Below are 24117 nucleotides of genomic sequence, written 5' to 3'. Positions count from 1 at the left end.
CACTCCGGAGGAATCTTCACTTCTCTAACGTATTACGAATTTGTTCCATTCGCATTTTTCCCCAATCATACATCATTTCAACGATCGGTAAAAGCGACATGCCTAATTCCGTCATATAATACTCTACTCGCGGAGGAATTTCTGGGTATACTGTTCGGTCAACAATCCCATCTTCCATTAACTCTTTTAATTGGTTCGACAAAACTTTATGAGAAATGCTTGGGAATAATCGTTGTAATTCACTAAAACGATGAGGCCCTTCCACACCAAGATGCCACAGTATCACAACTTTCCACTTCCCGCTAATAATAGAAAGCGTCAATTCCTTTTCACAATTAAAATTGCCATTTTGTATTTTTTCGTGAATATCTTTTCGAATATTTTCGGACATTAATAGTCTCCTAACTCTATATCAATCATTCATAAATATAGCCACCTCACTATTGTAAATGAGAGAAGCTACGTTGTCTAAAAAGTAATTATACATAAAAAAGAAGCCGTATAAACGACTTCTTTTTTTATCTCAATCCGCATGAAATAACAATCAATTATTAGTTGTCATCCATTTTCAGTACAGCCATGAATGCTTCTTGCGGTACTTCTACAGAACCAACAGACTTCATACGTTTTTTACCTTCTTTTTGCTTATCAAGAAGTTTACGCTTACGAGAAATGTCACCACCGTAACATTTCGCAAGTACGTTTTTACGCATCGCCTTAATTGTAGAACGTGCTACAACCTTGTTTCCGATAGTCGCCTGAATTGGTACTTCGAACTGTTGTCTTGGAATTAATTCTTTTAATTTCTCTACGATTACTTTACCACGATCATACGCTGAATCACGGTGTACGATAAATGATAGAGCATCGACTTGTTCGTTATTTAAAAGAATATCCATTTTCACAAGTTTCGATGGTTTGTAGCCAATTAACTCGTAGTCAAACGATGCATATCCTTTCGTATTTGATTTCAACTGATCGAAGAAGTCATATACGATTTCTGATAACGGGATTTCGTATGTTAGTGTAACACGTGTTTCATCTAAATATTGCATATCAATAAACGTTCCACGTTTACCTTGGCAAATTTCCATTACAGCTCCAACATAGTCATTCGGAACCATAATTGAAGCCTTCACAAACGGCTCTTCTACACGATCAATAGACTGTGGATCTGGCATATTAGATGGATTATCAACAATAACATCTTCACCGTTCGTTAAATAAACTTTATAAATAACGCTTGGTGCTGTTGTAATTAAATCGATTTTAAATTCACGTTCAATACGTTCTTGAATGATTTCCATGTGAAGAAGTCCTAAGAAACCACAACGGAAACCAAATCCTAGTGCTTGAGATGTTTCTGGTTCAAACTCAAGAGCAGAATCGTTTAACTCTAATTTTTCTAACGCATCACGTAAGTCGTTGTAACGTGCAGAATCGATTGGATATAAACCACAGAATACCATCGGGTTTAATTTACGATAACCTGCTAACGCCTCTGCAGCCGGACGTTTTGCATGTGTGATTGTATCACCTACGCGTGTATCACCTACGTTTTTAATAGATGCTGCTAAGAAACCTACATCACCTACTGTTAACTCGTCACGTTGCGTTGTTTTCGGTGTAAACACACCTACTTCTGTTACTTCAAATTCTTTTCCAGTTGCCATCATACGTACTTTATCGCCAACTTTTACCGTTCCATTTACAACACGGATATATGCAATTACACCGCGGTACGGGTCATATAAAGAATCGAAAATCATACATTGTAAAGGCTCTTCTGAATCCCCTGTTGGAGCTGGTACCTTTTCAACGATTTGTTCTAAAATATCTTCAATACCAATACCAGCTTTCGCTGAAGCAAGTACAGCTTCCGATGCATCTAAACCAATTACATCTTCTACCTCTTGACGTACACGTTCTGGGTCCGCACTTGGTAAGTCGATCTTATTAATAACTGGTAATATTTCTAAATTATTATCAAGCGCTAAATATACGTTCGCTAATGTTTGCGCCTCAATCCCTTGTGCTGCATCCACAACAAGAATCGCACCTTCACAAGCCGCTAAACTACGAGATACTTCGTACGTAAAGTCGACGTGTCCTGGAGTATCGATTAAGTGAAGAATATACTCTTCACCGTCTTTCGCTTTATACGTTAGTTGTACTGCATTTAATTTAATTGTAATACCGCGCTCACGCTCTAAATCCATAGAGTCAAGCAATTGAGCTTTCATTTCACGTTGTGTTAACGCGTTTGTTTTCTCTAAAATACGGTCTGCTAACGTTGATTTTCCGTGGTCAATATGAGCAATGATAGAGAAATTACGGATTTTGGACTGTCTTTTTGCTCTTTCTTCTTTGTTCATCTATGTTCTCAACTCCTAATAGTCTCGCCAATATACACTAGCACTGATTATATCAATAGAGCAGCAAAGATTCAATGAAAACTCGTGCTGCTTACAATACAAATCATTCTATCTATATCTTATGCGAACAAACCATAAGAGACAAACCTTTTTCAAATTTAAAAACGGCTGTCGTACAAAATGGTAAGACAACCGTTCTTCCTGCTACCCTTAACTAAAAATCTCTCTCACTTTCCCAACAACTATATCCGTTCCGAACTTTGTTACTTCATAAGTAGCACTTGCTATTGCCATACCAATTCTTTCTACAACATTAAAGCTTTTTAAGCTTTCTAATTGTTTTTGTTTTTCAGCAACGGAAAACGAACTTCCCAAAATTTCTGATTCAGCACCCGCACCCTCTGTTCCTGTCATATGAGCGATTTGTTCATACGACATTTGCTGATAACCTTTCATACTTTTCAAACCATGATTAGCAAGTGCCACCCCTGCTATTATCATAAGTAAACATAAGGCCGCACTACATATACATAAAAGCGAAAAACGGCTTAAACGATTATCGTCTCTTCCCATCAATGTGTATATGCTCCTGTATTATCTTGGTCAATTTGATGATGCAAGGCTGCATTTAAACCACTCGCTATTACATTCGCCATATCCTCTATGAAAGCATCCACTTCTTTCGGAGTCACCATTAAATTATGACCAAGAGGAGATAACACTTCATAAATTAATTTTCTCTTCTCTTCATCTTCCAGTGTACCTACAGCACCTAAAAACATATTCCGACTCTTTTCATCCGGCATATCTTCTTCTGTTAATTTTTTCTTTTCTCCAAATGTAAAACCGGCTGGCAACAAAGAACGGGAAGGTTTGTTTCCTTCTTTCATCTCCCGTCCAAAATGTTTCAAAATAAAATCAATTGTATCGCTTGTAATCGAAACTGCATCAACCACAGTCGGAACACCAATTGCGATAACAGGAATACCCAATGTCTCTTTACTAAGTTCCTTACGCTTATTCCCAACACCCGATCCAGGATGAATTCCCGTATCAGAAATTTGTATCGTACTATTTACTCGTTCAATAGAGCGGGCAGCTAATGCATCAATTGCAATGACAAAGTCTGGCTTCGTCTTCTCAATGATTCCATAAATGACATCGCTCGTTTCGATTCCTGTAATTCCCATTACCCCCGGCCGAATTGCACTAACAGGCCTAAACCCTTCTTCTACACTTTCAGGCTGCAATTGAAACAAATGTCTCGTTACTAATACATTTTCTACAACGATTGGTCCAAGCGCATCTGGCGTTACATTCCAATTCCCAAGACCAACAATTAAACAACTCGCTTCTTTCGTAACGCCAACCTCTTCTAAGAAATAAGAAAATTCTTTTGCAAAAATGCGCTCTACTTTTTGTTGCAGTTCCGTATCTTGTTGACGTATGCCTTGTACTTCAAGCGTTAAATAACTCCCAGGTTTTTTACCCATCGATTCAGAGGCAATTTCATCAATCGTTACTTTTGTAATGGTAATACCTTCTTCTTCCCTCTCTTTGACAATAACTCCTTGTATCCCTTTTTGCTCTTCTTGACTCTCTTGCAGCATTTCATGTGCCTCTACAGCAAGGTCCGTTCTAACACTATATTTACTTAAATCTAATGGTTCTTTCATCGTATCTCCTCCGTAATTCATAGTAAATATCGTTAGATTTCCCAAAGTTATATAAGGTCATTCTTTCCTTTACGTGAAATTTCATTGATATACTATTGCAATTCTCTTCACCGTTTGATAGAATATCACTTGTTCTATGTTAAGAATCGAGTCATTCGATTGCACCAGGGAGGTGAAAAGTATGGCAAACATCAAATCTGCTATCAAACGCGCTAAACTTAGCGAAGAGCGTCGTTCACATAACGCTTCTATCAAGTCTGACATGCGTTCTGCTGTTAAAACTGTAGAAGCTTTAGTTACTAATAACGATCTTGAAAATGCTAAAGAAGCTTTCAAAACTGCTTCTAAAAAACTTGACAAAGCAGCTCGTAAAGGTCTTATCCACCAAAACGCTGCAGCTCGTCAAAAATCTCGCTTAGCGAAACAAGTAAACGCGTAAGGCGTTTAAAAAACGATCCATTTGGATCGTTTTTTTATATACAAAAAGTTCACGTGCTAAGCACGTGAACTTTTTGTTTCATCACATATGATTTAACCGCATTAAGAAAAACTCAAGTACAAGTTTCTTATCCATTTTTCCAGTCTTCATACTATAATCAGCTTCCGCTAATTCTATAATCACTTTTTTTAATTCTTCAAAAGAGAAAAACTTCGTTTGATTCATCGCTAACTTTACACGATATGGATGCACACCAATATGAGACGCAATTTGATTTTGTCCATAACCACGTTGCTGTAACTCTTTCACTTGATAGAGCAAGCGGAATTGACTTACTAATAACGCAAGCAGTTTAATTGGCTCCTCTTGCTGCGTAAATAATCCATCCAAAATTTGCATCGCACCCGCGATATCTTTTTTTACCACTTTTTCTGTCAAAGCAAACACATTTTGTTCAACCGATTTTGGCACAAGCTCCCCAACGAGTTTCGGTGTAATCTCTCCGCCCATACCGACGTATAACGTTAACTTGTCCATTTCCTTCGCCAACATCGTTACATTACTTCCCACAAGCTCTAACAACAAACTAACAGCTGCATTATCTATATGCACATGCACTTCATCTGCACGAGCAACAATCCACTTCTGAACATCCTGCACTTGCATCGCATTCGCTTCTACTACATCCGCTGTTTTCTTTAATAGTTTTGTAATTTTTTTTCGTTCATCAAGTTTTTCGTAAGGCGCAACAAAAACAAGAATAGAAAATGGAGAAGGCTCCCCAATATATTCTTCTAAAATTTTTATATTTTGCTCTAATTTTTCTTTTTGTGAAGTTAAAAATAGTGGTGATTTTATTAATATCACTTTACGTTCCCCGAAAAAAGGAAGTGTACGTGCATCCTCAACCACATCTTCTAAATACGCTTCTTCTAAATCATATGTCACAACATTAAACTCGCGATCTTCCTCTTCAAGCGCTTCTGTTGTAATAAGCTTTATCGTTTCATTTATAAAAAACGCTTCCGTTCCATACAGTAAATACACTGGAGCAAACTGCTTCTTTTTAATCTTTTTATGTATATCACTCATACTTTTTCCTACTCCCTAACTTGGCAATATATATTTATACTAATGCCCTAGCTTTCGTTTTACAAGTACAAAGGAACAGGCTTTATGACCCGTTCCTTTATTTATATTAAACGCCACGCAATAAGCCCCGGGTTTCTTATTGGTGTGCGGTAATCACCTTCCCTTTATTATTCACAATAAAAATTCGAGTATAAGTGCCAACTGTTAACATGCTTGGAAACAAAAAACTCGCGTTCCTTAATGATCTAAAGTAGTAAAAACGCTCGATTTCTCTTCATATGGAAATTGTAGATTTTTTTCTGACAATATTTTATACTAAAGTGGAATGTTGGGGAGGGATTCTAAATGAATGATTTTGAACAGAACGTTCAAAGTAAACGCAATGACGCTATTGATTCAGGGGTAGGATTTATCGTCTCATTTGGTTTTTTCGCAACACTTTTCATCATTGCAACTGTTATTAAATTTATCGGTTCTTAAAGACTGCTGCTTACTGGCAGTCTTCTTTTTTATCTATCATGTGTTTCATCATATGTGATTTTGCTACGAAAGGTTCCGTGTTCCACTTTAAAAACATAGGAAATAGCGCCTTGCTTATCCGTACGCCATATTTCAATCCCCATCTTCTCCAAACGCTCTATCACTTCCTTATGAGGATGCCCATACCTATTACGCTCACCGACAGAAATAATCGCTACATCAGGCTGTACAGCGCTCAAAAAAGGCACTATAGATGACGTATTACTCCCATGATGAGCAACCTTTAAAACATCCGCCCGTAAATCTGGATACGTAGCTATTAAAAATTTCTCTCCTTCTTCTTCTAAATCACCTGTAAACAGCCACGTTGCCCCTCCTAATTTTGCCCATATTACAATTGAAGCATTATTTTCACTTCTTGCTTTTCCTGTTGGAGCTAACACAAAAAATTCCGCTTCATTTACGCTCCAACTCTCTCCTTCCCCCACTTCACTTATTTTCACTTCCTTTTCTAATGCCTGTTTCTTTAATACATTTTCTAATACCGCATCTTGTTCTTTTCGGCCAAATACAAATTCTTTTACGGTTATATTTGATAATAACTCTTGCGCAGCACCTATATGATCCGCATCTCCATGCGTTACAATTAATTTATCAATTGTTTTAATCCCTTCCTTTTGTAAATAAGGGATTAAAATATCATTTCCAACAGAAAATTCATGCTTTTTCCGTTGCCATTCTTCCTTATTTGCACGCATTGTGCCACCGGTATCAATGAGGTAAATCTCTTTATCGTACGGGAGGCGAATTAAAATTGCGTCTCCCTGTCCAACATCAAGAAATGTAACACTCCCACTTTCTCGAAAATACGGATATACATAATGACATGTACAAACGAAAAGAAATATACCCGAAGCTACGAACATAATTTTCTTCGACACCCGCCTTTCCCAAACCATCAATATACTAACAATACTCGCGTAATATAGAGCTACAAGAAGTATAGATGTTTGCCCGAAAACAAGGCGGATAAACGGTAAATTTTCACAATAACTTAGAAAATCATTAGAAAGATTCAAACCTATTGATAGTACATTCGCAAGTCCTTTCGCAAGAAACGGGACGATCGGTATACATACCAAAACGATAATACTACACGGCAATACAATAAGAGATAAAAACGGAACGTATAGGATATTAAGAAAAATACTATATGGAGAAAAATAACCGAAGTGATATAACAAAATCGGAGTACTAACGAGTTGTGAAATAAAAGAAATATAAATGGAATTTCGGATTACTCCATTGCTACTATCTAGTAAAAGCGGGGCTGACAAAAGCAAGGCGAAACTACCAACGAACGAAAACTGAAAGCCAATATTAAAGACAAGATACGGATCAAATATAAGCATACATATAGCTGTAACACTTAAAGCATCTAAGCTAGATAAACGAATAGAACATATGAAAGCAATCAACATCAACACTCCTGTTATAGAAGCTCTTATAACAGACGGTGATGCTCCTGCTAAAATCATATATAGAGGAATGCAAAAGATAAGACATACTGTTGCTATCTCCCTCGTCACACCACTTCTTAGCAAAATAAAATACACAATCACCATTAACAATACGATATGCGATCCTGAAATCGCCAACAAATGTACAAGACCAAATTGCTGATATTGCTCTTCAACTTCAAATGTCATTTGTTGTCTATCACCAAATACTAATGCATTCATAAAAGCACCTGATTGCTCCGGAAACATTTCTGTAACGCCCGAGATTGCTTGCTGTCTCAAAAGAAGAATCCATTGCACGAGTGACAACGATGTTTTTTGGCATTCAGAAATATATGTAGCCTCCAATATGAAATGAATATTTTGCTTATACAAATAATCACGATAATTAAAACCATGAAAGTTCCGAGCTATTGGTGGCTCTTTCCTCTCACCTTCGAATACACATGATACTCCTGCATGTAATTGTCGCAGTTGTTTCTTTTCCAAGGCCGATTTAATTTTGTAACTTAACTGCACTATATTTTTATTGTGATCTTCAACTTGAAATGTTAGGCGATCTCCGTTAATAAGAGGTGTATTTTGTATTAGCCCCCTTGTAACTTCGTAAGACTCTCCTAGAGGCTTGTTTTGCCCTTGAATATACGTAGTGTACATAGCGCCACTAAAACACGCTAACATACAAAAAAAGAAGGTTTTACGCGAAGTACGGTATAAACAATAGAAAACATACAAAACGAGACAACAAGTCAGCAGTAAAACTGAAGTGGAAAAGGCAATTGCAATCCCTATGATAAATGAGATTGCAACATAACCCCATTGTCCATACAACTATACTCACTCCTTATAGCATCATTTTTGCTTTCGTGAATACATGCTGTAATTCTTCCATGGATAAGTTTTCTTTTTCTAAAGATGCAAATAGTTCTTTTAACTCCATATGACGCTTTTGATCCTCTAATGCTGCAATATTATATTCTAGCGGAACGTGTTTCACTGTTACATTCGCTTTTTCAAATAACTCTACGGCATATGGATGATTTTTATAATCCTGCGCATAATAAACTGCTGTAATACCACTTTGAATAATCGCCTTACAGCATTGTAAACAAGGGAAATGCGTAACATAAATTTCCGCTTCCTCCGTTTTCACACCGAATTTTGCACACTGTAATAAAGCATTCATTTCTGCGTGAATTGTACGAACACAATGATTATCAATAACGTAGCATCCATCATCTATACAATGTACGCCACCTTTAATTGAACCATTATATCCACCAGCAATAATTCGTTTATCACGAACGATTGTCGCTCCTACTGCAAGCCTTGTACATGTACTACGTAAAGATAGCAGATGGCTTTGCGTCATAAAATATTGATCCCATGAAATTCGTTCCATATTTTTCACCTACTTTTTTGTCTACTTGTAGTGTAGCGAATGAAGAAAAACTTCGTCAATCTTTTACGGAATAATAATTTGATCTTTTATTTTTTCCAATGACTTCACACCGATCCCATCAATCTCTAACAAATCTTCTATTTTCTGAAAAGGACCATGTTCTTCTCGATATTTCAAAATACTTTCTGCTTTCCGAGAACCAATGCCTGTAATTTTTTCAAGTTGTTCTTTAGAAGCCGCATTTATTTGAACTTTCCCCTCCCCCTTTGAAATAGCAGCTACCTCTTGCACTTGTTCGTTTTCATTCGGTACATAAAGGATCATTTGGTCTTGTACCATTTGTGCTAAATTCACCTTCTTCCTATCTGCCTCGGGTAAAAAACCACCTGCCTTTTCAATAGCATCCTTGACCCGGTCCCCTTCTTTCATTTCATACACCCCCTCTTTAACAACAGCCCCTTTCATATCAATTACAATTATTTTTTTCTGCTGCTTTGCATCCGATATTTTTGGTTTACTTTTCTTCTCTAGCTCTTTCGCTTGAACATCCGTTGCAATGACCGTTCGCTCTGTATGCTGGTTCGTTTTCCAAAAAAGAAGAAAAAGTACAGTTCCAATAATAGCTACTAATCCTAACCATTTCTTTGGAAAATCCCACATCATTTTACACCTCTAATCATAAATTTATAACATCATTCATATTGTTTAGGAGAAAGCTGTTACGAAGGAGGGATGAAACATTGAACATAGGAATTATAGGGACAGGGAACATGGGGAATATACTAATCGACGCATTTTTAGAAACCCGTGCTGTCAAACCTTCGTGCCTTACAATGATTAATCGAACGCCCGCCAAAGCATATCATATAAAGGAAAAACACCCTTCTGTTCATATAGCCAAAACTATCGATGAGGTAATCGAACGATCACATCTTATTTTTATTTGCGTAAAGCCGATAGATATATACCCGATCCTACAAAAATACGCTGAATATTTTTCTGATGAAAAGTGCTTAGTTTCTATCACAAGTCCAATATCTCCGTCACAATTAGAGACGCTTGTACCTTGCCACATTGCACGTATCATTCCGAGCATTACAAACCGCGCCCTGTCTGGCGCATCACTATTTACATTTGGAAGTAAATGCTCTGAAGAGTGGCAACAAAAGCTATTTCGCCTATTCAAAAACATTTCTACTCCTCTTATGATAGAAGAAGATATAACGCGCGTTTCATCTGATATAGCAAGCTGCGGCCCTGCATTCTTTAGTTATTTATTACAATGTTTCATTAACGCTGCTGTAGATAAAACAAATATTACACATGAAGAAGCCACTACTTTAGTAAGTGAAATGGTCGTTGGAATGGGGAAACTACTTGAAAAAGAGATTTTCACATTGCCTACTTTACAAGAAAAAGTATGTGTTAAAGGCGGCGTTACAGGAGAAGGCATTCGTGTTTTAGAAGAACATGTTGGGGATATGTTTCATAAATTAATTGAGCGGACACACGAGAAATTTGATGAAGATTTAAAATGCGTCGATCAGCAATTCAATAAACACACATAATAAATACGTCATCGTCATTCCAAATCCTTTTTATAAATACTTACTTTTTTACATTACATTTTCACTTAAACTAGTATTTTCACACTTCACGTATATCATCTTCTTATTATGCTAGAACTAAAATTACAACTTCTTTACAAAACAAAAGCAACCTTCTCGGTTGCTTTTGTTTTACCCGTTTTTCTTCGCCATGAAGAAAATACGCTCTGTTTGTTCTGTAACTTCAAGTCGCTCAAAGTCACCAGTGACGCGAAGCACGGTAAAACCAGCTTCTTCAAGCCATTTCGTTAACTCTTCGACCTGATATGCACGTTGCACGTGACATTCGTCAAAACGATGGTACACATCTTCTTCTGGGTCTTGAACAAAGAATGTTAAATCATGTTCTACACTATTTGATTCTTCACCAGGGAAGCAATTCCAAATAAGAGATATTTCTTCTCCATTCACTGTGTATGTTTCATTTTGAAATACATGATGTATTTTATATAAAGAATGTACATCAAATAAAAACAAACCATCTTGACGTAAATGGTGAAACACTCTTCGAAATGTTTCTTGCACTCCATCTTCTTGCAATACATAGTTTAATGAATCACAAAAGATCGTTACACAGTCAAACTCACCTGGAACGTCAAGCTCTCGCATGTCTTGTTGGTAAAAAGGAATAAAGTATCCTTCTCCGCCTAGTTTTTGCTGAGCGACCGTTAACATCTCTTCTGAAAGATCGACACCGATTAAATCGTAACCCTTTTGTACAAGCGGAAGTGTTACATTACCAGTACCGCATGCTACATCAAGAATCTTCGCCTCTTTCATATCCGCTTGCTGTAAACTCTCCTCTGTAAATTCCACCCATTTATCATAAGGAACATCATTCATTAGTTCGTCATACAACAATGCAAATTGTTCGTATTTCATTGGTCTAGCTCGTCTGTAATATCCTCACGTGGCACATCGCCCCAAAGACGCTCTAAATTATAGTGATTACGCTCATCTTTATGGAATACATGAGCAACTACATCTCCAAGGTCAACTAGTACCCAGCGTGCTTCGTCAAAGCCTTCCATACGTTGTACGTCGATTTGGAACTCATGTGCTTTTGATTTAATTTCACGTGCAATTGCTTGCACTTGCTTATCTGAGCTACCGTGACAAATAATGAAATAATCTGCAATTGGTGAAATACCTTGCATATTTAGGACAACCATATCTTCTGCTCTCTTATCATCAGCTGCTTTTGCTGCTAATACTAATAACTCTTTATCTTTCATTTACTAATTTCCTCCTTGATAACTGCGTTGTATGTTTGGAATGTTAATGGATAAATCGTTTGATTTTTTTCCATTAAAAATTGAATTGTTCGCTTTAACGCAAATAATAAAGCTTGATTTATATCCGTATATGCGAGTTTACGAGCTTCCTCCACCCCTGGAAACTTTCGCCCAGGCTCAATGTAATCAGCTACATAAATTACTTTATCTAACATCGTCATTTTCTCATGACCACTTGTATGATATGTAATAGCTTGCAGGATTTCAGGATCCGTAATGCCTACTTCTTTTTCTACTAAGTATGCCCCAACAGGTGCATGCCATAACTCTTTGTTATAACAAAGTAAATCTTTCGGCAAATCTTCACTTTTAATAATCTCTTCCATCTCAGAAATCGCTCTACACTTCGCATAATCATGGAATATAGCTGCAACTTCAGCCTTTTTTTCATCCACACCGTATAACTTAGCAAGTTCAATTGCTGTCTCCATTACACCTATTGTGTGTATATAACGTTTTTCATGCATTTGTTGTTTGACAATATGAAGTGCTTTCTCACGATTCATACAACCCATTCCTCTCGATATACACCTGTACTTTTTCAGGAAGTAAATATTTACATGTTCGCTTCTCTTTATATCTCTCACGCAATAAAGATGAAGAAACTGCAAACTCCGGAATTTCCACAGTGGTGATAGGATAAAGCGTACGCAATGTATAACCAGGTCTTGCAACCCCAACAAACGTCACAAGATCGAGTAACGCTTCAATGTTATACCACTTCGGTAAATACTCAACCATATCTCCACCAATAATAAAGTGAAACTGCACATCCGGATACTTCTTCGTCAATTGTAACATAGTGTCATACGTATACGATGGGCCCTTCCTGCTTAGCTCTTCTAAACAAATAGAAAAATGTTCCTCTGCCTCAGTCGCAAACTCTAACATTTGTAAGCGATTTTCTACACTTGTAATATTCCGCCCTTGTTTATGCGGTGGAATTTGGTTCGGTAAGAACCATACTTCTTCTAAATTCAAAGCGTGATATACTTCATTTGCAATTAGCAAATGCCCATAATGTGGCGGATCAAATGTACCGCCAATGATGCCAATTTTTCTCAAAAGAAACGCCCCTTCCTTTTACCTACAGTAACTCTCTTCATTCCTATCCGAAGAGAGTTCACTGTTAATAAAAGTTCAATTGGTTTCGCTCTCTACATCATTACGCACTAACGATAAAAAATAGCATATGCTATTCTTTTGATCGCGGAAGTTTAATTTGTTTATTTTCTCTAGATTCTTTGTATAAAACGATTGTACTTCCAATTACTTGAACGATTTCAGCACGTGCGCCTTTTGCAAGTTCTTCTGCAACTTCACGACGATCGAATTCACAGTTTTGTAGCACACTTACTTTAAATAGTTCACGAACTTCTAAAGTATCTGCGATTTGTTTAATCATATTTTCATTTACTCCGCCTTTTCCTACTTGAAAAATTGGTGTTAAATGATGTGCTTGTGCACGTAAAAATCTTTTTTGTTTTCCTGTTAACATATATGTTAGCCTCCAAGCTTTCTTATAACTAATTGTTTCATTCTATCGATATTCGGTACACGCCCTGTCCACATTTCAAATGCAAGTGCACCTTGATAAACAAACATATCAATACCATTTTGAATCATTGCACCTTGCTCTTTTGCCTCACATAAAATTTTCGTTTCAAATGGATTATAAATTATATCTGATACAATCGTCCCTTTTTTTAACGAAGAAATTTGTAATGGCGTATATTCGACGCGTGGATGCATACCTATTGTTGTCGTCTGAATGATAATATCATAATTTCCTTGTTCTTCCGTTGCTTTTTCTAGCGATAAAGCAACAGAATTAACAGTAGCTGTACATGCAGCAATAAGTTCTTTCGCCTTATCTACTGTACGATTAGCTACATCAATCTCTTTCACACCTACATCAGCAAGAGAAAAATAAATAGCTCGACTAGCACCACCTGCGCCAAGCAATAAAATACGTTTCTCCTGAAGTGGTTCACTACTAATTGACTGCAGCGCTCGGACAAAACCAATTCCATCTGTATTGTAGCCAATCAATTTTCCATCCTTATGAACCACTGTATTTACTGCACCAATTTGTTTTGCTAGCGGGTCAATCTCATCCAAATAATCCATAATAGCAACTTTGTGCGGCGTTGTTACATTAAATCCTGAAATACCTAATGCTTTTAAACCTCTTACTGCTTCCCCTAGCACTTCCTCTTTAACAAGAAATGCATGATAATGGGCATCCATATTCAAGTGTTCAAATGCATCGTTATGCATAACAGGCGATAATGAATGTCCAATTGGATTTCCGATTACACCATATAATTGTTTCATAAATCCCTCTCCATATTAAATTAAAGATTTACGTAGCGAAACACTTACTCCTTTTGGTACGTGTGCAACAATTTTTGCTCCCGGTTCGTTCACAGTAACCCATCCTAATCCAGAGAATACAACATCCGTTTTTGGTTCACGAATATTAAATTCGTATTTCACTAGATCTGGCATATTTTCTAATTCTTCTGGTGTTGGCGGGCTTAGTAAATCCCCAGCATGATTTTTATACAATTCATCTGCTTTCTCAAGCTTTGTACGATGGATTGTTAAACGATTCGAGAAGTGACAAGTAAATGCACGACGACCACCACTTACATAATCAAAACGTGCCAATCCACTGAAGAATAATGTTTGTTCTTCATTTAATTGGAACACCATTGGCTTAATTTCTTTTGTTGGTGTAATAAGTTTTAAGCTTTCTTTTCCAACATAATGAGCCATTTGATGGTGGTTAATAATACCTGGCGTATCATATAAAGAAGATTCTTCGTCTAACGGAATATCAATTAAATCAAGTGTTGTTCCTGGGAAATGAGATGTTGTAATTACATTTTCAGTCTCATCACTAAATTCTTTAATCATACGATTAATAAATGTTGATTTTCCTACATTCGTACATCCAACAACGTAAACATCTTTTCCGCCGCGGTAATACTCAATAGCATCTGCCAACTCAGCAATCCCTTGCCCTTTCGCTGCACTAATTAAAAAGACATCTTCTGGCTTTAATCCTAGCTGCTTTGCACTATAGCGCATCCAATGCTTTACTTTATCATGTTTTACTGACTTAGGAATTAAATCAGTTTTATTTCCAACAAGTAATACTTTATTATTTCCCACGAAACGATGTAAACCAGGTAACCAGCTACCATTAAAATCAAAAATATCTACAATCTTAACTACTAATGCATCTGATTTTCCAATTCCGTTTAGAATACGTAGGAAGTCATCATCTGTTAATGATACATCTTGAATTTCGTTGTAATGCTTCAAGCGAAAACAGCGTTGACAAATTACTTGTTCTTTCTCTAAAGATGAGGTAGGAGCATATCCCACTTCGTTTTTATCTTCTGTTTGAATTTCTACACCGCAACCAATACATTTAATTGTTTCAGTCAAACTTTATTCCTCCCAGTTAATTAAACCTTTTTTCTTCATATTTCTCATAATTCTTCGTTCAATTTTCCGATTAAAGCGCGTTACTAATCCGTCGGTTTGTGCTACCGGTACAACTAAAATTGTATGAAGTCCCACTCGGTTTCCACCTAAAACATCCGTTAGTAACTGATCTCCAATTACTACAACTTCATCTGGTTGTAAACGCATCTCTTGTATCGCACGCTTAAACGCGCGAACAAATGGTTTACGCGCACTATGAATAAATGGAATACCTAATGGATCAGCAAAGTCTTTCACACGTTGCTCATTATTATTTGAAACGACCGTTACTTGAATACCTTGCTCTTTCATTTTCAAAAACCATTCTTCAAGTTGTGGCGTTGCATTTGGACGATCCCATTCAATTAACGTGTTATCTAAATCAGTAATGACACCTTTAATTCCACGTTTTTTCAAATCTTCTGGTTGAACATGATATACATTTTTCACATATTCATTTGGTAAAAATAGCTTCAATTTCTTTCACCTCTTTGAGGAGTTTTCATAAAAATTTTTCGACAACATATTTCGATATATGACCTGTGGATAAAATTGTACACATTTTCCACATTAATTTTTCAGCTAATTTGGAATTTACTAACAATCTATACACATTTTATCCACCTAGGTATGTGGATAACCACTCGTTTGTGACTGTCATATTTTTTTGGTACATTAAATGCAACAACGAATCAATCCTTAAATTATTAGGAGGTGACTCACCTTGAAAACAAAATATATGGAACAGTTGTCTACTGAGTTACTCACTGAGTCTTATTATAAAGCAAAAGAACTAAAATTAAATCCCGACTTCATTTTACTTATAAAACAAGAAATGATTAGACGCTCATTAGAGGACAAGCTTGTCAAATCGTCTTGATTACATATAAAGTGAAATTTTAATGAGCTAACTTGTAAAAAGAGCCATCCTGCGATGGCTCTCGAATAAACAAGTACTCCCACCTAGGGAATTTCATCATTAAGCATCTTTGTCCATAACTCTTGCTTACAGTTATAAAATGTTTTCTTTACTTATGAGCCGAACGAGTAGCAATTTTTTCACCAAGACGAAGCTCTTGTCCACTCTTCAATTCCTGCACTACTTCTATCATATCTTTTTCAAACAATAACACAACTGTTGAGCCAAATGTAAAGTATGCCATTTCTTCACCTTTTTGAACAGTGTCTCTTTCATGCAACAGCTCAATACTATTAACAAACATAGCTCCTACTTTTACAAGTGCCATATGTTCACCGTCACTATTTACTTCTGTAACAGAGCGATAATTTTTTGACAATGGCTCTTTCCCATATTCCATACCAGCTGCATTTACCGGATATGACTTTCTACCAAGTACAAACCTTTCAGTCACAGAACCAGAAAGCGGACTATGAATACGATGATAATGACTTGGGCTTAAATAAATAACCATGTATGTACCACCTGCATATCGCTTTGCACGTTCTTCATTACCTAGCATATCCACGATTGAATAACGCTTACCTTTAATATCAAATGTTTTTGTGTCCTCAATAGGACCGTGATCAGCAAAAACACCATCAACAGGACTAACGATACTCGATGCATCTGTATCAACACTACGCTTTCCTTCTTTTAGCTTACGCGTAAATAATTCATGCAATGTTCTATATTCCTTCAAACCCTTTTCCATCTCATCTTGGTTAATTTGAAAAACTTTCGCATACGATGGAATAATGATAGAGCTCAAACGAGATTGTGCAAATTTACGTAATATATAAGAAGTAAAACGACCATTTGTAAGTTCGATCATAAGTCGATATAATGTACGTCGCAAATTGCGAAACCTCCTAATCAGTCTATAACTTTAGCTTCCCCTTCTTTTCCTTCTATATCATATGTAAAATTGGTTCTTATTCCCACATATCATATAGAACTGTTTCATTATACATGCGGAAAACTAAATATGGTATTATTCTTAAATTGTTTAGCACCCTCTAATATTACAGATAGAATCCGTCATTTTCAACAGTGAACATAGATTTCTTCTGAACACAACTCTTTTTCTTTCCTTATTTACAAAAAGAAAAGCAGCCCATTTTAAAATATGGCTGCTTGCAATGTACATTATTCTTTCGCTTTTTTCTCTTTCTCAGCTCTTACAAATTCATGGAACATTTTCATTAAAGCGCGCTTTTCAATTCTTGATACGTAGCTTCTGGAAATACCAAGTGCCTTCGCAATCTCTCGTTGCGTTTTCTCCTTATCAAGCCCCAGTCCAAAACGCTTCACGATTACTTCTTTCTCTCGTTCGTCTAAAATATCGATATACTCTTTAATCTTTTCTAACTCCATACTAAGCTGAATCATATCAATTACATCTTCAGACTCTGATTTTAATATATCGATAAGCGATATTTCATTCCCCTCTTTATCTTGCCCGATTGGATCATGAAGTGAAACGTCTTTTTTCGTTTTTTTCAGTACACGTAAATGCATTAAAATTTCATTTTCAATACAGCGTGCTGCATACGTCGCAAGTTTTGTGCCTTTTCCTGCCGAATAGCTCTCGATCGCTTTAATGAGCCCAATTGTACCAATTGAAATTAAATCTTCTGCATCTTCCCCTGTGTTTTCAAATTTTTTAACGATATGAGCTACAAGCCGTAAATTATGTTCAATTAACAGATTTCTCGCTTGAGCATCACCTTGCTCCATTAACTCTAAGTACTTTCTCTCATCGTCTGATGATAACGGCTGCGGAAACGCATTATTCTTCACATAAGAAACAAAGACAAACACTTCTCGAACCATATATCCAATTGCGGCGAATAGACTCAAACCTTTCACCTCCGCCAAAATAGTGGTCTTTACTATGTGTATGTGGGCGTGAGGTTGTTTGTGTCTGTACTAAGCAAATATGGAACCCTTAACTTATTGGAGAACTAAATGAACCCTATCGCTTTAATTATATTTTCATTATATTATAATTTACAAAGTGCAAAAAATTAGAAAGAAGTGTTTTCATGCCATACTCCACTGTAAAAATCAGAAACTCTATCGTACTCATTTTATCACTCTTCCTACTTTCAGCCTGTGAACAACAAAATACAAATACACAAACTGATAACAACAAAAAGGAAACTGTGACAACAAAAGATAACACCAACACCGAAAACAAGAACAAACCCGAAGAACAGGAAAAAGCTAAAAATCAAACAAAAACTAAAAACCAAGCAATGCCTGAAGATCCAGTAAAACCTGAAGAACAGACAAAAATTAAAGAAAAACAAAACAACGCTGCAAATATAAACATAACAGCAAGCAAGGCTAAAGAAATCCTCATCCGAAAATTCGGAACATTAGATGAAAATGAAGTTACATACAATCTTCTACCTAGTGAAAGCTCGGCAAAAAATAAAATTAATAATAAACCGGGTACTGATTACTATACTTTCACGCCTCAATTTGATAATTATCGTGCTGATTTCACCTTTTCTGTTCATAAACAAACAGGAGAAATTATTGTTAATGGGAGTGACGGTAGCACATTAACTGAATCAGAATTTAAAAATACACAAGAAAATCAACAAGTTAATAAACAAACTGGGAAACAATCGAATGAACCAATAAACAAACCCGCCGATATTACTACATTCACAAGTGAGGATGCCATAAAAATCTTAGAAAAAACGATGGGACCTCAAACAGCTCAACTACACTATGGCGCCACAACTGAACCTATCGGAATAATCAACGGAATTAAACTATACGATGTTTTCTATGCACGTGGAGAGGGCGAGCGCCAACGCGTTTACAACTTTGCAGTAGGTTCGGATGGAAATATATATGATTGGTATGAAGCTCAAAAAGGCGTACTTAAAATCCACTAATATCTCTTATTCATATAACTAAAAGCCAATCGAGATTCTCGATTGGCTTTTCATAAAACTATTCACTCCAAATCTTTTCCCCCGTATGCGCATCAATATAACGAATTTCTCGACTACAATCGAAGGATTCTTTATAATTTTCATCCGTCGTTTGTTTATACAGTAGTTCGTAGTTCGTTTCCTCTACGTCATTTTCTAAAAACCAGTCTAAATTAACTCGCATGGCCCCTCTGTATATTGCTAACGCTTTTTCCTTTTTTACTTTTGGTGTTGTTTCGTATGTAAGCAATTCTTTTATAAGGTTGCTAGACTCTCCGGAATAATGCACCACAGCCCCATTTCCCGCATTGATATTAACCATAAATTGCTTATACTCTGCCGGAATGCCATTCACATATACGGAAAAGGTAAATCTTTCAATCCCATCTTCTACTTCTTCACGTTCTTCCCAAAGACGTAGATATTGTGTGACATCTGGAATAACTTGTTCCAAAAATTGAAGTGCTTTTTGTAAACATTCCTCTCTAGGAAATATTTGCTTTACTTCTTTATCGTCTGTCAGTTTTATAAAACCAGTTAATTCATTGGTAGATTTATCAACCGTAATGCCAATTAAATTATTATATTTTAACATCGGTAAATGCTTTTTAAAGAATTCATTCATTAAATATGGATTCTTTTCTTCTTTCTGTTTTTGTAATTCCTCTTTCGGAACAAATTTCATTCTTATTTCATCATCATTTTCCGTCTCAGCTACTTTTGTAAAATTTTCTTTATTCCATTCAAACAAATCGAATATATCGTCTGGCCGGCTACCTTTTTTCGGTTTTTCAACAGCTACAGTTGAAGGCAATTTATAATGATCGGGCCCAAATAAATCTTTACCTGTACTTGCATTAATAAACGCATGACTAGGTTCTGGTTCATATACAAGATGGTACCCGGTTCCTTCTTCTCCACTTTCATATTTACATGAAGAGAATGTCAAATCTACAAATACAAGTCTCATATCTTGTCTAGCTTTTAAATTCTCTAAAACGATGTTCTTCTCAACAATTTCATTTGGCCATAGCGGTTTTTCTTGTATAGCTTTTTGTCCATTATAACGAAAATGCACAACATTACCTGAAGGATGAACTCGCACAACACACCCTGTATTCGGCAATGGATAGCCATTTACTTCTTGCATATAATTTACTTCTTTCCGACCACGCCTGTCGTCCTTAACCGTTACATATATATAAAATTCATATCCTTCTTTTGTATATTTTTTTAAGAATGCATTTGCAATCTCTCTTGCTTTATTCTCTCCTATTGCTTCCTTACCACTCGAACTCGAAAAATATTTTTTATCATCTATACTAAATTCGATTAAATTACCAGTATGTCTATTCAGCGTAATTTGTATCGTTCTCTCCTCATCCTCTTTATGTTCCCACCATAATAGATGATATGGGTCATCCACACCTTCTTGATCATCTACGACAAGCCTATAATCATCTGGAATATCAATCATATGAGCCACTTGCTCTTTTCTTTCTTTATCTTTTTGATTCATCATACCTCTCCTTCATTACAATTTAAGGTAATTATAACAAATAAAACTAAATGACTATAAACAAAAAAGACTAGAGATATCTCTAGTCTTCTACTTCGTCTCACGATGTAGCGTTACTCGCTTTAATCGTGGACAATATTTTTTTAGTTCGATGCGCTCTGGATTGTTTCGTTTATTTTTTTTAGAAATATAATTACGATCACCGCACTCTGTACAAGCCAATGTAATATTTACACGCATATGTAATTCTCCTTTCTTTCAAAGATCGCAAACTAAAACGTAATGATTACGATTTATATGTTATATAAGTTTATTCTATTTGTCAATTACAAAAAAAGACAAAAATCTGAAACAATTAGTTCATACGAAATTCACACGAATCTATTACTATAAGAATTGTACATAGTGAATTTATTAACAATCACGTTTATTCATATAGAATCTTACTCGAAAGGAGTTGAAAGTATGAAAACTAAATATCGTTTTATGATTTCCTCATTTGCTGCTTGCGCTTATATGCTTTGGTATTTAGTATAATAACAACCTCACTTGTAAATAGGAAAAGGTGTGTATATAAATGGAATATAATCAATCAACAGTTAACTACTGGAAAGCTTTTGTACTACCATATACATTTGCTTTAGAAGAGTTAAAAACTAAATTTGAAATTATGAACCGGGAAGCTCAATTTTTAGAGGATTACAACCCGTTTGAACATATAAAAACAAGATTAAAACAACCTGAAAGTATTATTAAAAAACTTGAACGTAAAAATTTATTACCGACAGTTGAGAATGCGCAAACACATTTACAAGATATCATCGGCATTCGTATTACATGTTGCTTCGTAGAAGATATTTATCATTTAAAAGAAGTCATTCAAAAGCGTGAGGATATGGAAATCATAGAAGTAAAAGATTATATCGCTAATCCAAAGGGCAACGGATATAAAAGTTTACACATGATCATTAAGTATCCTTTATCACTGAATTCTGGTACAAAAGATGTATTTGCAGAAATCCAGTTACGTACACTTGCTATGGACTTTTGGGCAAGTTTAGAACATAAACTTTATTATAAATATGAGGGGAAAATACCTGAGTATTTAAAAGATGAACTACATGATGCAGCAATGAAAGCTGAAGATCTTGATAATAAAATGGCAACAATTCGCCAAGATATTGATGATATCGAAGCATGTTCAAATCAAATTCTATTACCACTATAAAAAGGTTCTCTCCAATGAGAACCTTTTTTATTTCGCTATTTACGGGCAGTAAGACTCCCTGATTAAAGTTTCACTTTATTTCTTCCCTATCGTGCGAACCTCTTCAATTTTCCAGCCATCTTCTTCTTTTCCAAGCGCATACTGTACATTTTTCTGAAGAGTGACCTCCCCATCTATTTCCTTTTCCTTTGTTTCAACTACAACATACCCTGCTTTACTAGCTTTCATGTCTATATGTTCCAATTCAATTTTCTTATTTCCCTTTTGAAAAGCGGCTTCTTTTTGTGTTTTTAAATCTTCAGCACTAGGCATCTTCTTTGAGAATAACTCCATATGTTCAGCAAGATTTTTTTCATTTGTCGTCCGTACAAATTTCTCCATAACATCTTGAATCGATTTCTCTTCTTCTTTCGTTATTTGTACCTTTTCCTCAGTTTTTATAATAGTAGATTTTTGTTCTATATGATTCTCCTTGGATTGACACCCGACTAGCAATACTACAACTATTAGAAGGGATCCTATTCCCATGAAAAAAGCCTTCATCTTTCCCATCTCCTAAAAAGAAAAGTGAGGCATTTCGCCTCACTTTCATTTATAATTAGCGTCTTCCTTTATTCGGATCGCCACCACCAACAATATCAAAGACACGTTTAGCGATATTTGTATTCTCTTGAACGCCAGAGAACAAGTATTTACCTGGGCCAAATGCATATACGTTTACATCTTCCCCTGTATGTCCACCTGTCGTCCATCCTGTAACCGAACGCTTATTGAAAATATCCTCAATCGCATTATCAATCTTTGTGACATCTTTTGAAGGAGCTATATCATTTACCGCTTTAATTTCTTCTGGTGTTAACTGTAAATCAATATATTTTTTCAATGTTTCTTCTACATTTGCACCTTTTGCAATCTCATTTGCCATGAAGTCTGGTGTGCGTTTTGCAGCTTTAATTGGATCTACTTTAAAGTTATACTCACCATTCGCACCTAAAGATAATCCGCCAGTAGCGTGGTCTGCCGTTGCAACGACTAACGTATTTTTATCTTTTTTCGCAAACTCAATCGCTGCTTTAAATGCTTTTTCAAAGTCTTCCATTTCACTCATTGCACCTACGATATCATTATCGTGTCCAGCCCAGTCGATTTGACTTCCTTCAACCATTAAGAAGAAACCATTTTTATTTTTGTTCAAACGCTCAATTGCTGCATTTGTCATTTCTTCTAATGAAGGTGTTTTATCGGTACGGTCAATCATTTTATCTAAACCGCCTGATGCAAATAAACCTAGAATTTGATCGTTTTTATCATTTAACAATTGATTTCGATCTGTTACGTAGCTATAACCAGATTTCTTGAATTCTTCTGTAAGATTGCGATCTTTTCTAACAAAGTTATTTACACCGCCGCCAAGCATAACGTCTACTTTATGCTTCCCTTTAATTTTCTCATCAAAATAATCATTTGCAATTGCGTCCATATTTTTACGACTAATGTCATGCGCACCGAAAGCCGCTGGTGTTGCATGTGTAATTTCAGAAGTAGCAACGAGTCCCGTTGATTTCCCTTTTTCTTTCGCTTGTTCAAGAACAGTTTTCACTTCTGCTTTATCATTATCAACTGCAATTGCTGCATTATATGTTTTAACTCCTGCTGACATAGCTGTTGCTGCAGATGCAGAGTCTGTAATATTTTCATGTTCATCTTCCGGATATGTCTTTTGCGTTCCTACAAGATGCTTATCAAATTCTGTAGATTCCATCTCAAAAGTTTTTGGATTATCTTTCATATAACGGTGAGCCGTCATATATGAAGGTCCCATACCATCCCCAATTAATACAATGACATTTTTAATCTTTGCATTGCTTCCGCTCTCATCTGCATTTACTTCACTAGAACGTGTAAAATTCCATGTTGCCACCGAAGTAACTGCTAACGACGCCACAACTGCAAATGGCCATGCTTTTTTCACAAACTTTTTCACTGTCTTGTCCCCCTAATTAGGTTATTCATTTCCCACTATCAAATTTAATAGAAGACTATTAAGAGAAAATTAGTTATATGTAAATTTTTT

At 35.9% G+C, this 24117-nt stretch carries 28 protein-coding genes; 6 read left to right on the top strand and 22 right to left on the bottom strand.

Annotation, left to right across the window (positions count from 1 at the left end; translation table 11 throughout):
* Nucleotides 1–16 precede the first annotated feature (16 nt).
* The 4 genes from DT250_RS10125 to gpr all read right to left on the bottom strand — a co-directional run bounded on the left by DT250_RS10125 (nucleotide 17) and on the right by gpr (nucleotide 4051).
* Nucleotides 17–391 (bottom strand): winged helix-turn-helix transcriptional regulator, encoded by a 375-nt coding sequence (locus DT250_RS10125; RefSeq protein ID WP_001293536.1) that lies wholly within the window; start codon nucleotides 389–391, stop codon nucleotides 17–19.
* Between the two features lie 160 nt (nucleotides 392–551).
* Complete coding sequence (gene lepA, locus DT250_RS10120) at nucleotides 552–2375, bottom strand: elongation factor 4 (protein WP_001030960.1); 1824 nt, start codon at nucleotides 2373–2375, stop codon at nucleotides 552–554.
* Nucleotides 2376–2585: 210 nt separating this feature from the next.
* Nucleotides 2586–2951, bottom strand: a complete 366-nt coding sequence (locus DT250_RS10115) for a YqxA family protein (RefSeq protein ID WP_149213018.1) — start codon at nucleotides 2949–2951, stop codon at nucleotides 2586–2588.
* Nucleotides 2948–4051 carry a GPR endopeptidase gene (gpr, locus tag DT250_RS10110; protein ID WP_000662625.1) on the bottom strand — a complete coding sequence of 368 codons (1104 nt, stop codon included), beginning with the start codon at nucleotides 4049–4051 and terminating at the stop codon, nucleotides 2948–2950. Before gpr ends, DT250_RS10115 begins: the two co-directional genes overlap by 4 nt.
* Nucleotides 4052–4232: 181 nt before the next feature.
* Here gpr and rpsT point away from each other — a divergent pair, with 181 nt between their 5' ends.
* Complete coding sequence (rpsT, locus tag DT250_RS10105; protein WP_001274014.1) at nucleotides 4233–4490, top strand: 30S ribosomal protein S20; 258 nt, start codon at nucleotides 4233–4235, stop codon at nucleotides 4488–4490.
* An 81-nt stretch (nucleotides 4491–4571) separates the two neighbouring features.
* On the opposite strand, the gene holA is transcribed toward rpsT, so the two are convergent.
* The gene (holA, locus tag DT250_RS10100; RefSeq protein ID WP_001279932.1) at nucleotides 4572–5582 is read right to left on the bottom strand and encodes a DNA polymerase III subunit delta; all 1011 of its coding nucleotides are present in this window, start codon (nucleotides 5580–5582) and stop codon (nucleotides 4572–4574) included.
* A gap of 345 nt (nucleotides 5583–5927) precedes the next feature.
* On the opposite strand from holA, the gene DT250_RS10095 reads away from it, so the two are divergent.
* Complete coding sequence (locus tag DT250_RS10095) at nucleotides 5928–6062, top strand: YqzM family protein (protein ID WP_000997609.1); 135 nt, start codon at nucleotides 5928–5930, stop codon at nucleotides 6060–6062.
* Between the two features lie 29 nt (nucleotides 6063–6091).
* On the opposite strand, the gene DT250_RS10090 is transcribed toward DT250_RS10095, so the two are convergent.
* From DT250_RS10090 to DT250_RS10080, 3 genes are all read right to left on the bottom strand, one after another.
* Complete coding sequence (locus DT250_RS10090) at nucleotides 6092–8413, bottom strand: DNA internalization-related competence protein ComEC/Rec2 (RefSeq protein ID WP_149213017.1); 2322 nt, start codon at nucleotides 8411–8413, stop codon at nucleotides 6092–6094.
* Between the two features lie 13 nt (nucleotides 8414–8426).
* Nucleotides 8427–8984, bottom strand: a complete 558-nt coding sequence (locus DT250_RS10085; RefSeq protein ID WP_000439786.1) for a ComE operon protein 2 — start codon at nucleotides 8982–8984, stop codon at nucleotides 8427–8429.
* 63 nt (nucleotides 8985–9047) lie between these two features.
* Nucleotides 9048–9647: a helix-hairpin-helix domain-containing protein gene (locus DT250_RS10080; protein WP_060488256.1), complete on the bottom strand. Its 600-nt coding sequence runs from the start codon at nucleotides 9645–9647 to the stop codon at nucleotides 9048–9050.
* A gap of 77 nt (nucleotides 9648–9724) precedes the next feature.
* On the opposite strand from DT250_RS10080, the gene comER reads away from it, so the two are divergent.
* Complete coding sequence (gene comER / locus DT250_RS10075) at nucleotides 9725–10552, top strand: late competence protein ComER (RefSeq protein ID WP_087985265.1); 828 nt, start codon at nucleotides 9725–9727, stop codon at nucleotides 10550–10552.
* Nucleotides 10553–10723: 171 nt separating this feature from the next.
* Here the strand turns inward: comER and DT250_RS10070 are convergent, their stop codons facing one another.
* The 8 genes from DT250_RS10070 to DT250_RS10035 all read right to left on the bottom strand — a co-directional run bounded on the left by DT250_RS10070 (nucleotide 10724) and on the right by DT250_RS10035 (nucleotide 15861).
* Nucleotides 10724–11473, bottom strand: coding sequence for a class I SAM-dependent methyltransferase (locus tag DT250_RS10070; protein WP_000873069.1), 750 nt, complete (start codon nucleotides 11471–11473; stop codon nucleotides 10724–10726).
* Nucleotides 11470–11826 carry a ribosome silencing factor gene (gene rsfS / locus DT250_RS10065; RefSeq protein ID WP_149213016.1) on the bottom strand — a complete coding sequence of 119 codons (357 nt, stop codon included), beginning with the start codon at nucleotides 11824–11826 and terminating at the stop codon, nucleotides 11470–11472. The genes DT250_RS10070 and rsfS overlap by 4 nt, the downstream gene beginning before the upstream one ends.
* The gene (gene yqeK, locus DT250_RS10060) at nucleotides 11823–12392 is read right to left on the bottom strand and encodes a bis(5'-nucleosyl)-tetraphosphatase (symmetrical) YqeK (RefSeq protein WP_001078363.1); all 570 of its coding nucleotides are present in this window, start codon (nucleotides 12390–12392) and stop codon (nucleotides 11823–11825) included. Before yqeK ends, rsfS begins: the two co-directional genes overlap by 4 nt.
* The gene (gene nadD / locus DT250_RS10055) at nucleotides 12382–12951 is read right to left on the bottom strand and encodes a nicotinate-nucleotide adenylyltransferase (protein ID WP_149213015.1); all 570 of its coding nucleotides are present in this window, start codon (nucleotides 12949–12951) and stop codon (nucleotides 12382–12384) included. The genes yqeK and nadD overlap by 11 nt, the downstream gene beginning before the upstream one ends.
* Before the next feature lie 130 nt (nucleotides 12952–13081).
* Nucleotides 13082–13384: a ribosome assembly RNA-binding protein YhbY gene (yhbY, locus tag DT250_RS10050; protein WP_000955225.1), complete on the bottom strand. Its 303-nt coding sequence runs from the start codon at nucleotides 13382–13384 to the stop codon at nucleotides 13082–13084.
* A gap of 5 nt (nucleotides 13385–13389) precedes the next feature.
* Nucleotides 13390–14223 (bottom strand): shikimate dehydrogenase, encoded by an 834-nt coding sequence (gene aroE, locus DT250_RS10045; RefSeq protein ID WP_087985266.1) that lies wholly within the window; start codon nucleotides 14221–14223, stop codon nucleotides 13390–13392.
* Between the two features lie 15 nt (nucleotides 14224–14238).
* Complete coding sequence (yqeH, locus tag DT250_RS10040) at nucleotides 14239–15345, bottom strand: ribosome biogenesis GTPase YqeH (protein WP_087985267.1); 1107 nt, start codon at nucleotides 15343–15345, stop codon at nucleotides 14239–14241.
* 3 nt (nucleotides 15346–15348) lie between these two features.
* The gene (locus DT250_RS10035; protein WP_000765310.1) at nucleotides 15349–15861 is read right to left on the bottom strand and encodes a YqeG family HAD IIIA-type phosphatase; all 513 of its coding nucleotides are present in this window, start codon (nucleotides 15859–15861) and stop codon (nucleotides 15349–15351) included.
* A 247-nt stretch (nucleotides 15862–16108) separates the two neighbouring features.
* On the opposite strand from DT250_RS10035, the gene sda reads away from it, so the two are divergent.
* Nucleotides 16109–16264: a sporulation histidine kinase inhibitor Sda gene (gene sda / locus DT250_RS10030; protein ID WP_000853283.1), complete on the top strand. Its 156-nt coding sequence runs from the start codon at nucleotides 16109–16111 to the stop codon at nucleotides 16262–16264.
* Between the two features lie 148 nt (nucleotides 16265–16412).
* Here the strand turns inward: sda and DT250_RS10025 are convergent, their stop codons facing one another.
* Nucleotides 16413–17201, bottom strand: coding sequence for a phosphatidylserine decarboxylase (locus DT250_RS10025; protein WP_001255007.1), 789 nt, complete (start codon nucleotides 17199–17201; stop codon nucleotides 16413–16415).
* Nucleotides 17202–17491: 290 nt separating this feature from the next.
* Nucleotides 17492–18205 (bottom strand): RNA polymerase sporulation sigma factor SigK, encoded by a 714-nt coding sequence (gene sigK / locus DT250_RS10020; RefSeq protein WP_000051382.1) that lies wholly within the window; start codon nucleotides 18203–18205, stop codon nucleotides 17492–17494.
* A 185-nt stretch (nucleotides 18206–18390) separates the two neighbouring features.
* Between sigK and DT250_RS10015 the strand changes: the two genes are divergently transcribed.
* Nucleotides 18391–19257, top strand: a complete 867-nt coding sequence (locus DT250_RS10015) for a hypothetical protein (RefSeq protein WP_149213014.1) — start codon at nucleotides 18391–18393, stop codon at nucleotides 19255–19257.
* A 58-nt stretch (nucleotides 19258–19315) separates the two neighbouring features.
* Here DT250_RS10015 and DT250_RS10010 read toward each other — a convergent pair whose 3' ends face one another.
* Complete coding sequence (locus tag DT250_RS10010; protein WP_149213013.1) at nucleotides 19316–20815, bottom strand: YcdB/YcdC domain-containing protein; 1500 nt, start codon at nucleotides 20813–20815, stop codon at nucleotides 19316–19318.
* Nucleotides 20816–20905: 90 nt separating this feature from the next.
* A complete protein-coding gene (gene rpmG / locus DT250_RS10005) occupies nucleotides 20906–21055 on the bottom strand; it encodes a 50S ribosomal protein L33 (protein WP_001265617.1) in 150 nt (49 codons plus the stop codon).
* Nucleotides 21056–21392: 337 nt separating this feature from the next.
* On the opposite strand from rpmG, the gene DT250_RS10000 reads away from it, so the two are divergent.
* Nucleotides 21393–22043 (top strand): GTP pyrophosphokinase, encoded by a 651-nt coding sequence (locus tag DT250_RS10000; protein WP_000456212.1) that lies wholly within the window; start codon nucleotides 21393–21395, stop codon nucleotides 22041–22043.
* Nucleotides 22044–22118: 75 nt separating this feature from the next.
* Here DT250_RS10000 and DT250_RS09995 read toward each other — a convergent pair whose 3' ends face one another.
* Nucleotides 22119–22586 carry a hypothetical protein gene (locus DT250_RS09995; protein WP_088123422.1) on the bottom strand — a complete coding sequence of 156 codons (468 nt, stop codon included), beginning with the start codon at nucleotides 22584–22586 and terminating at the stop codon, nucleotides 22119–22121.
* Nucleotides 22587–22641: 55 nt separating this feature from the next.
* Complete coding sequence (locus tag DT250_RS09990; RefSeq protein WP_088123423.1) at nucleotides 22642–24027, bottom strand: alkaline phosphatase; 1386 nt, start codon at nucleotides 24025–24027, stop codon at nucleotides 22642–22644.
* Between the last annotated feature and the right edge of the window lie 90 nt (nucleotides 24028–24117).

Origin of the sequence: Bacillus sp. AR2-1 (assembly GCF_008368755.1) — a bacterium.
GTDB lineage: Bacteria > Bacillota > Bacilli > Bacillales > Bacillaceae_G > Bacillus_A > Bacillus_A wiedmannii.
Note: the sequence above shows the minus strand (reverse complement) of the source record. Positions and strands in the feature narration are given on the sequence as shown.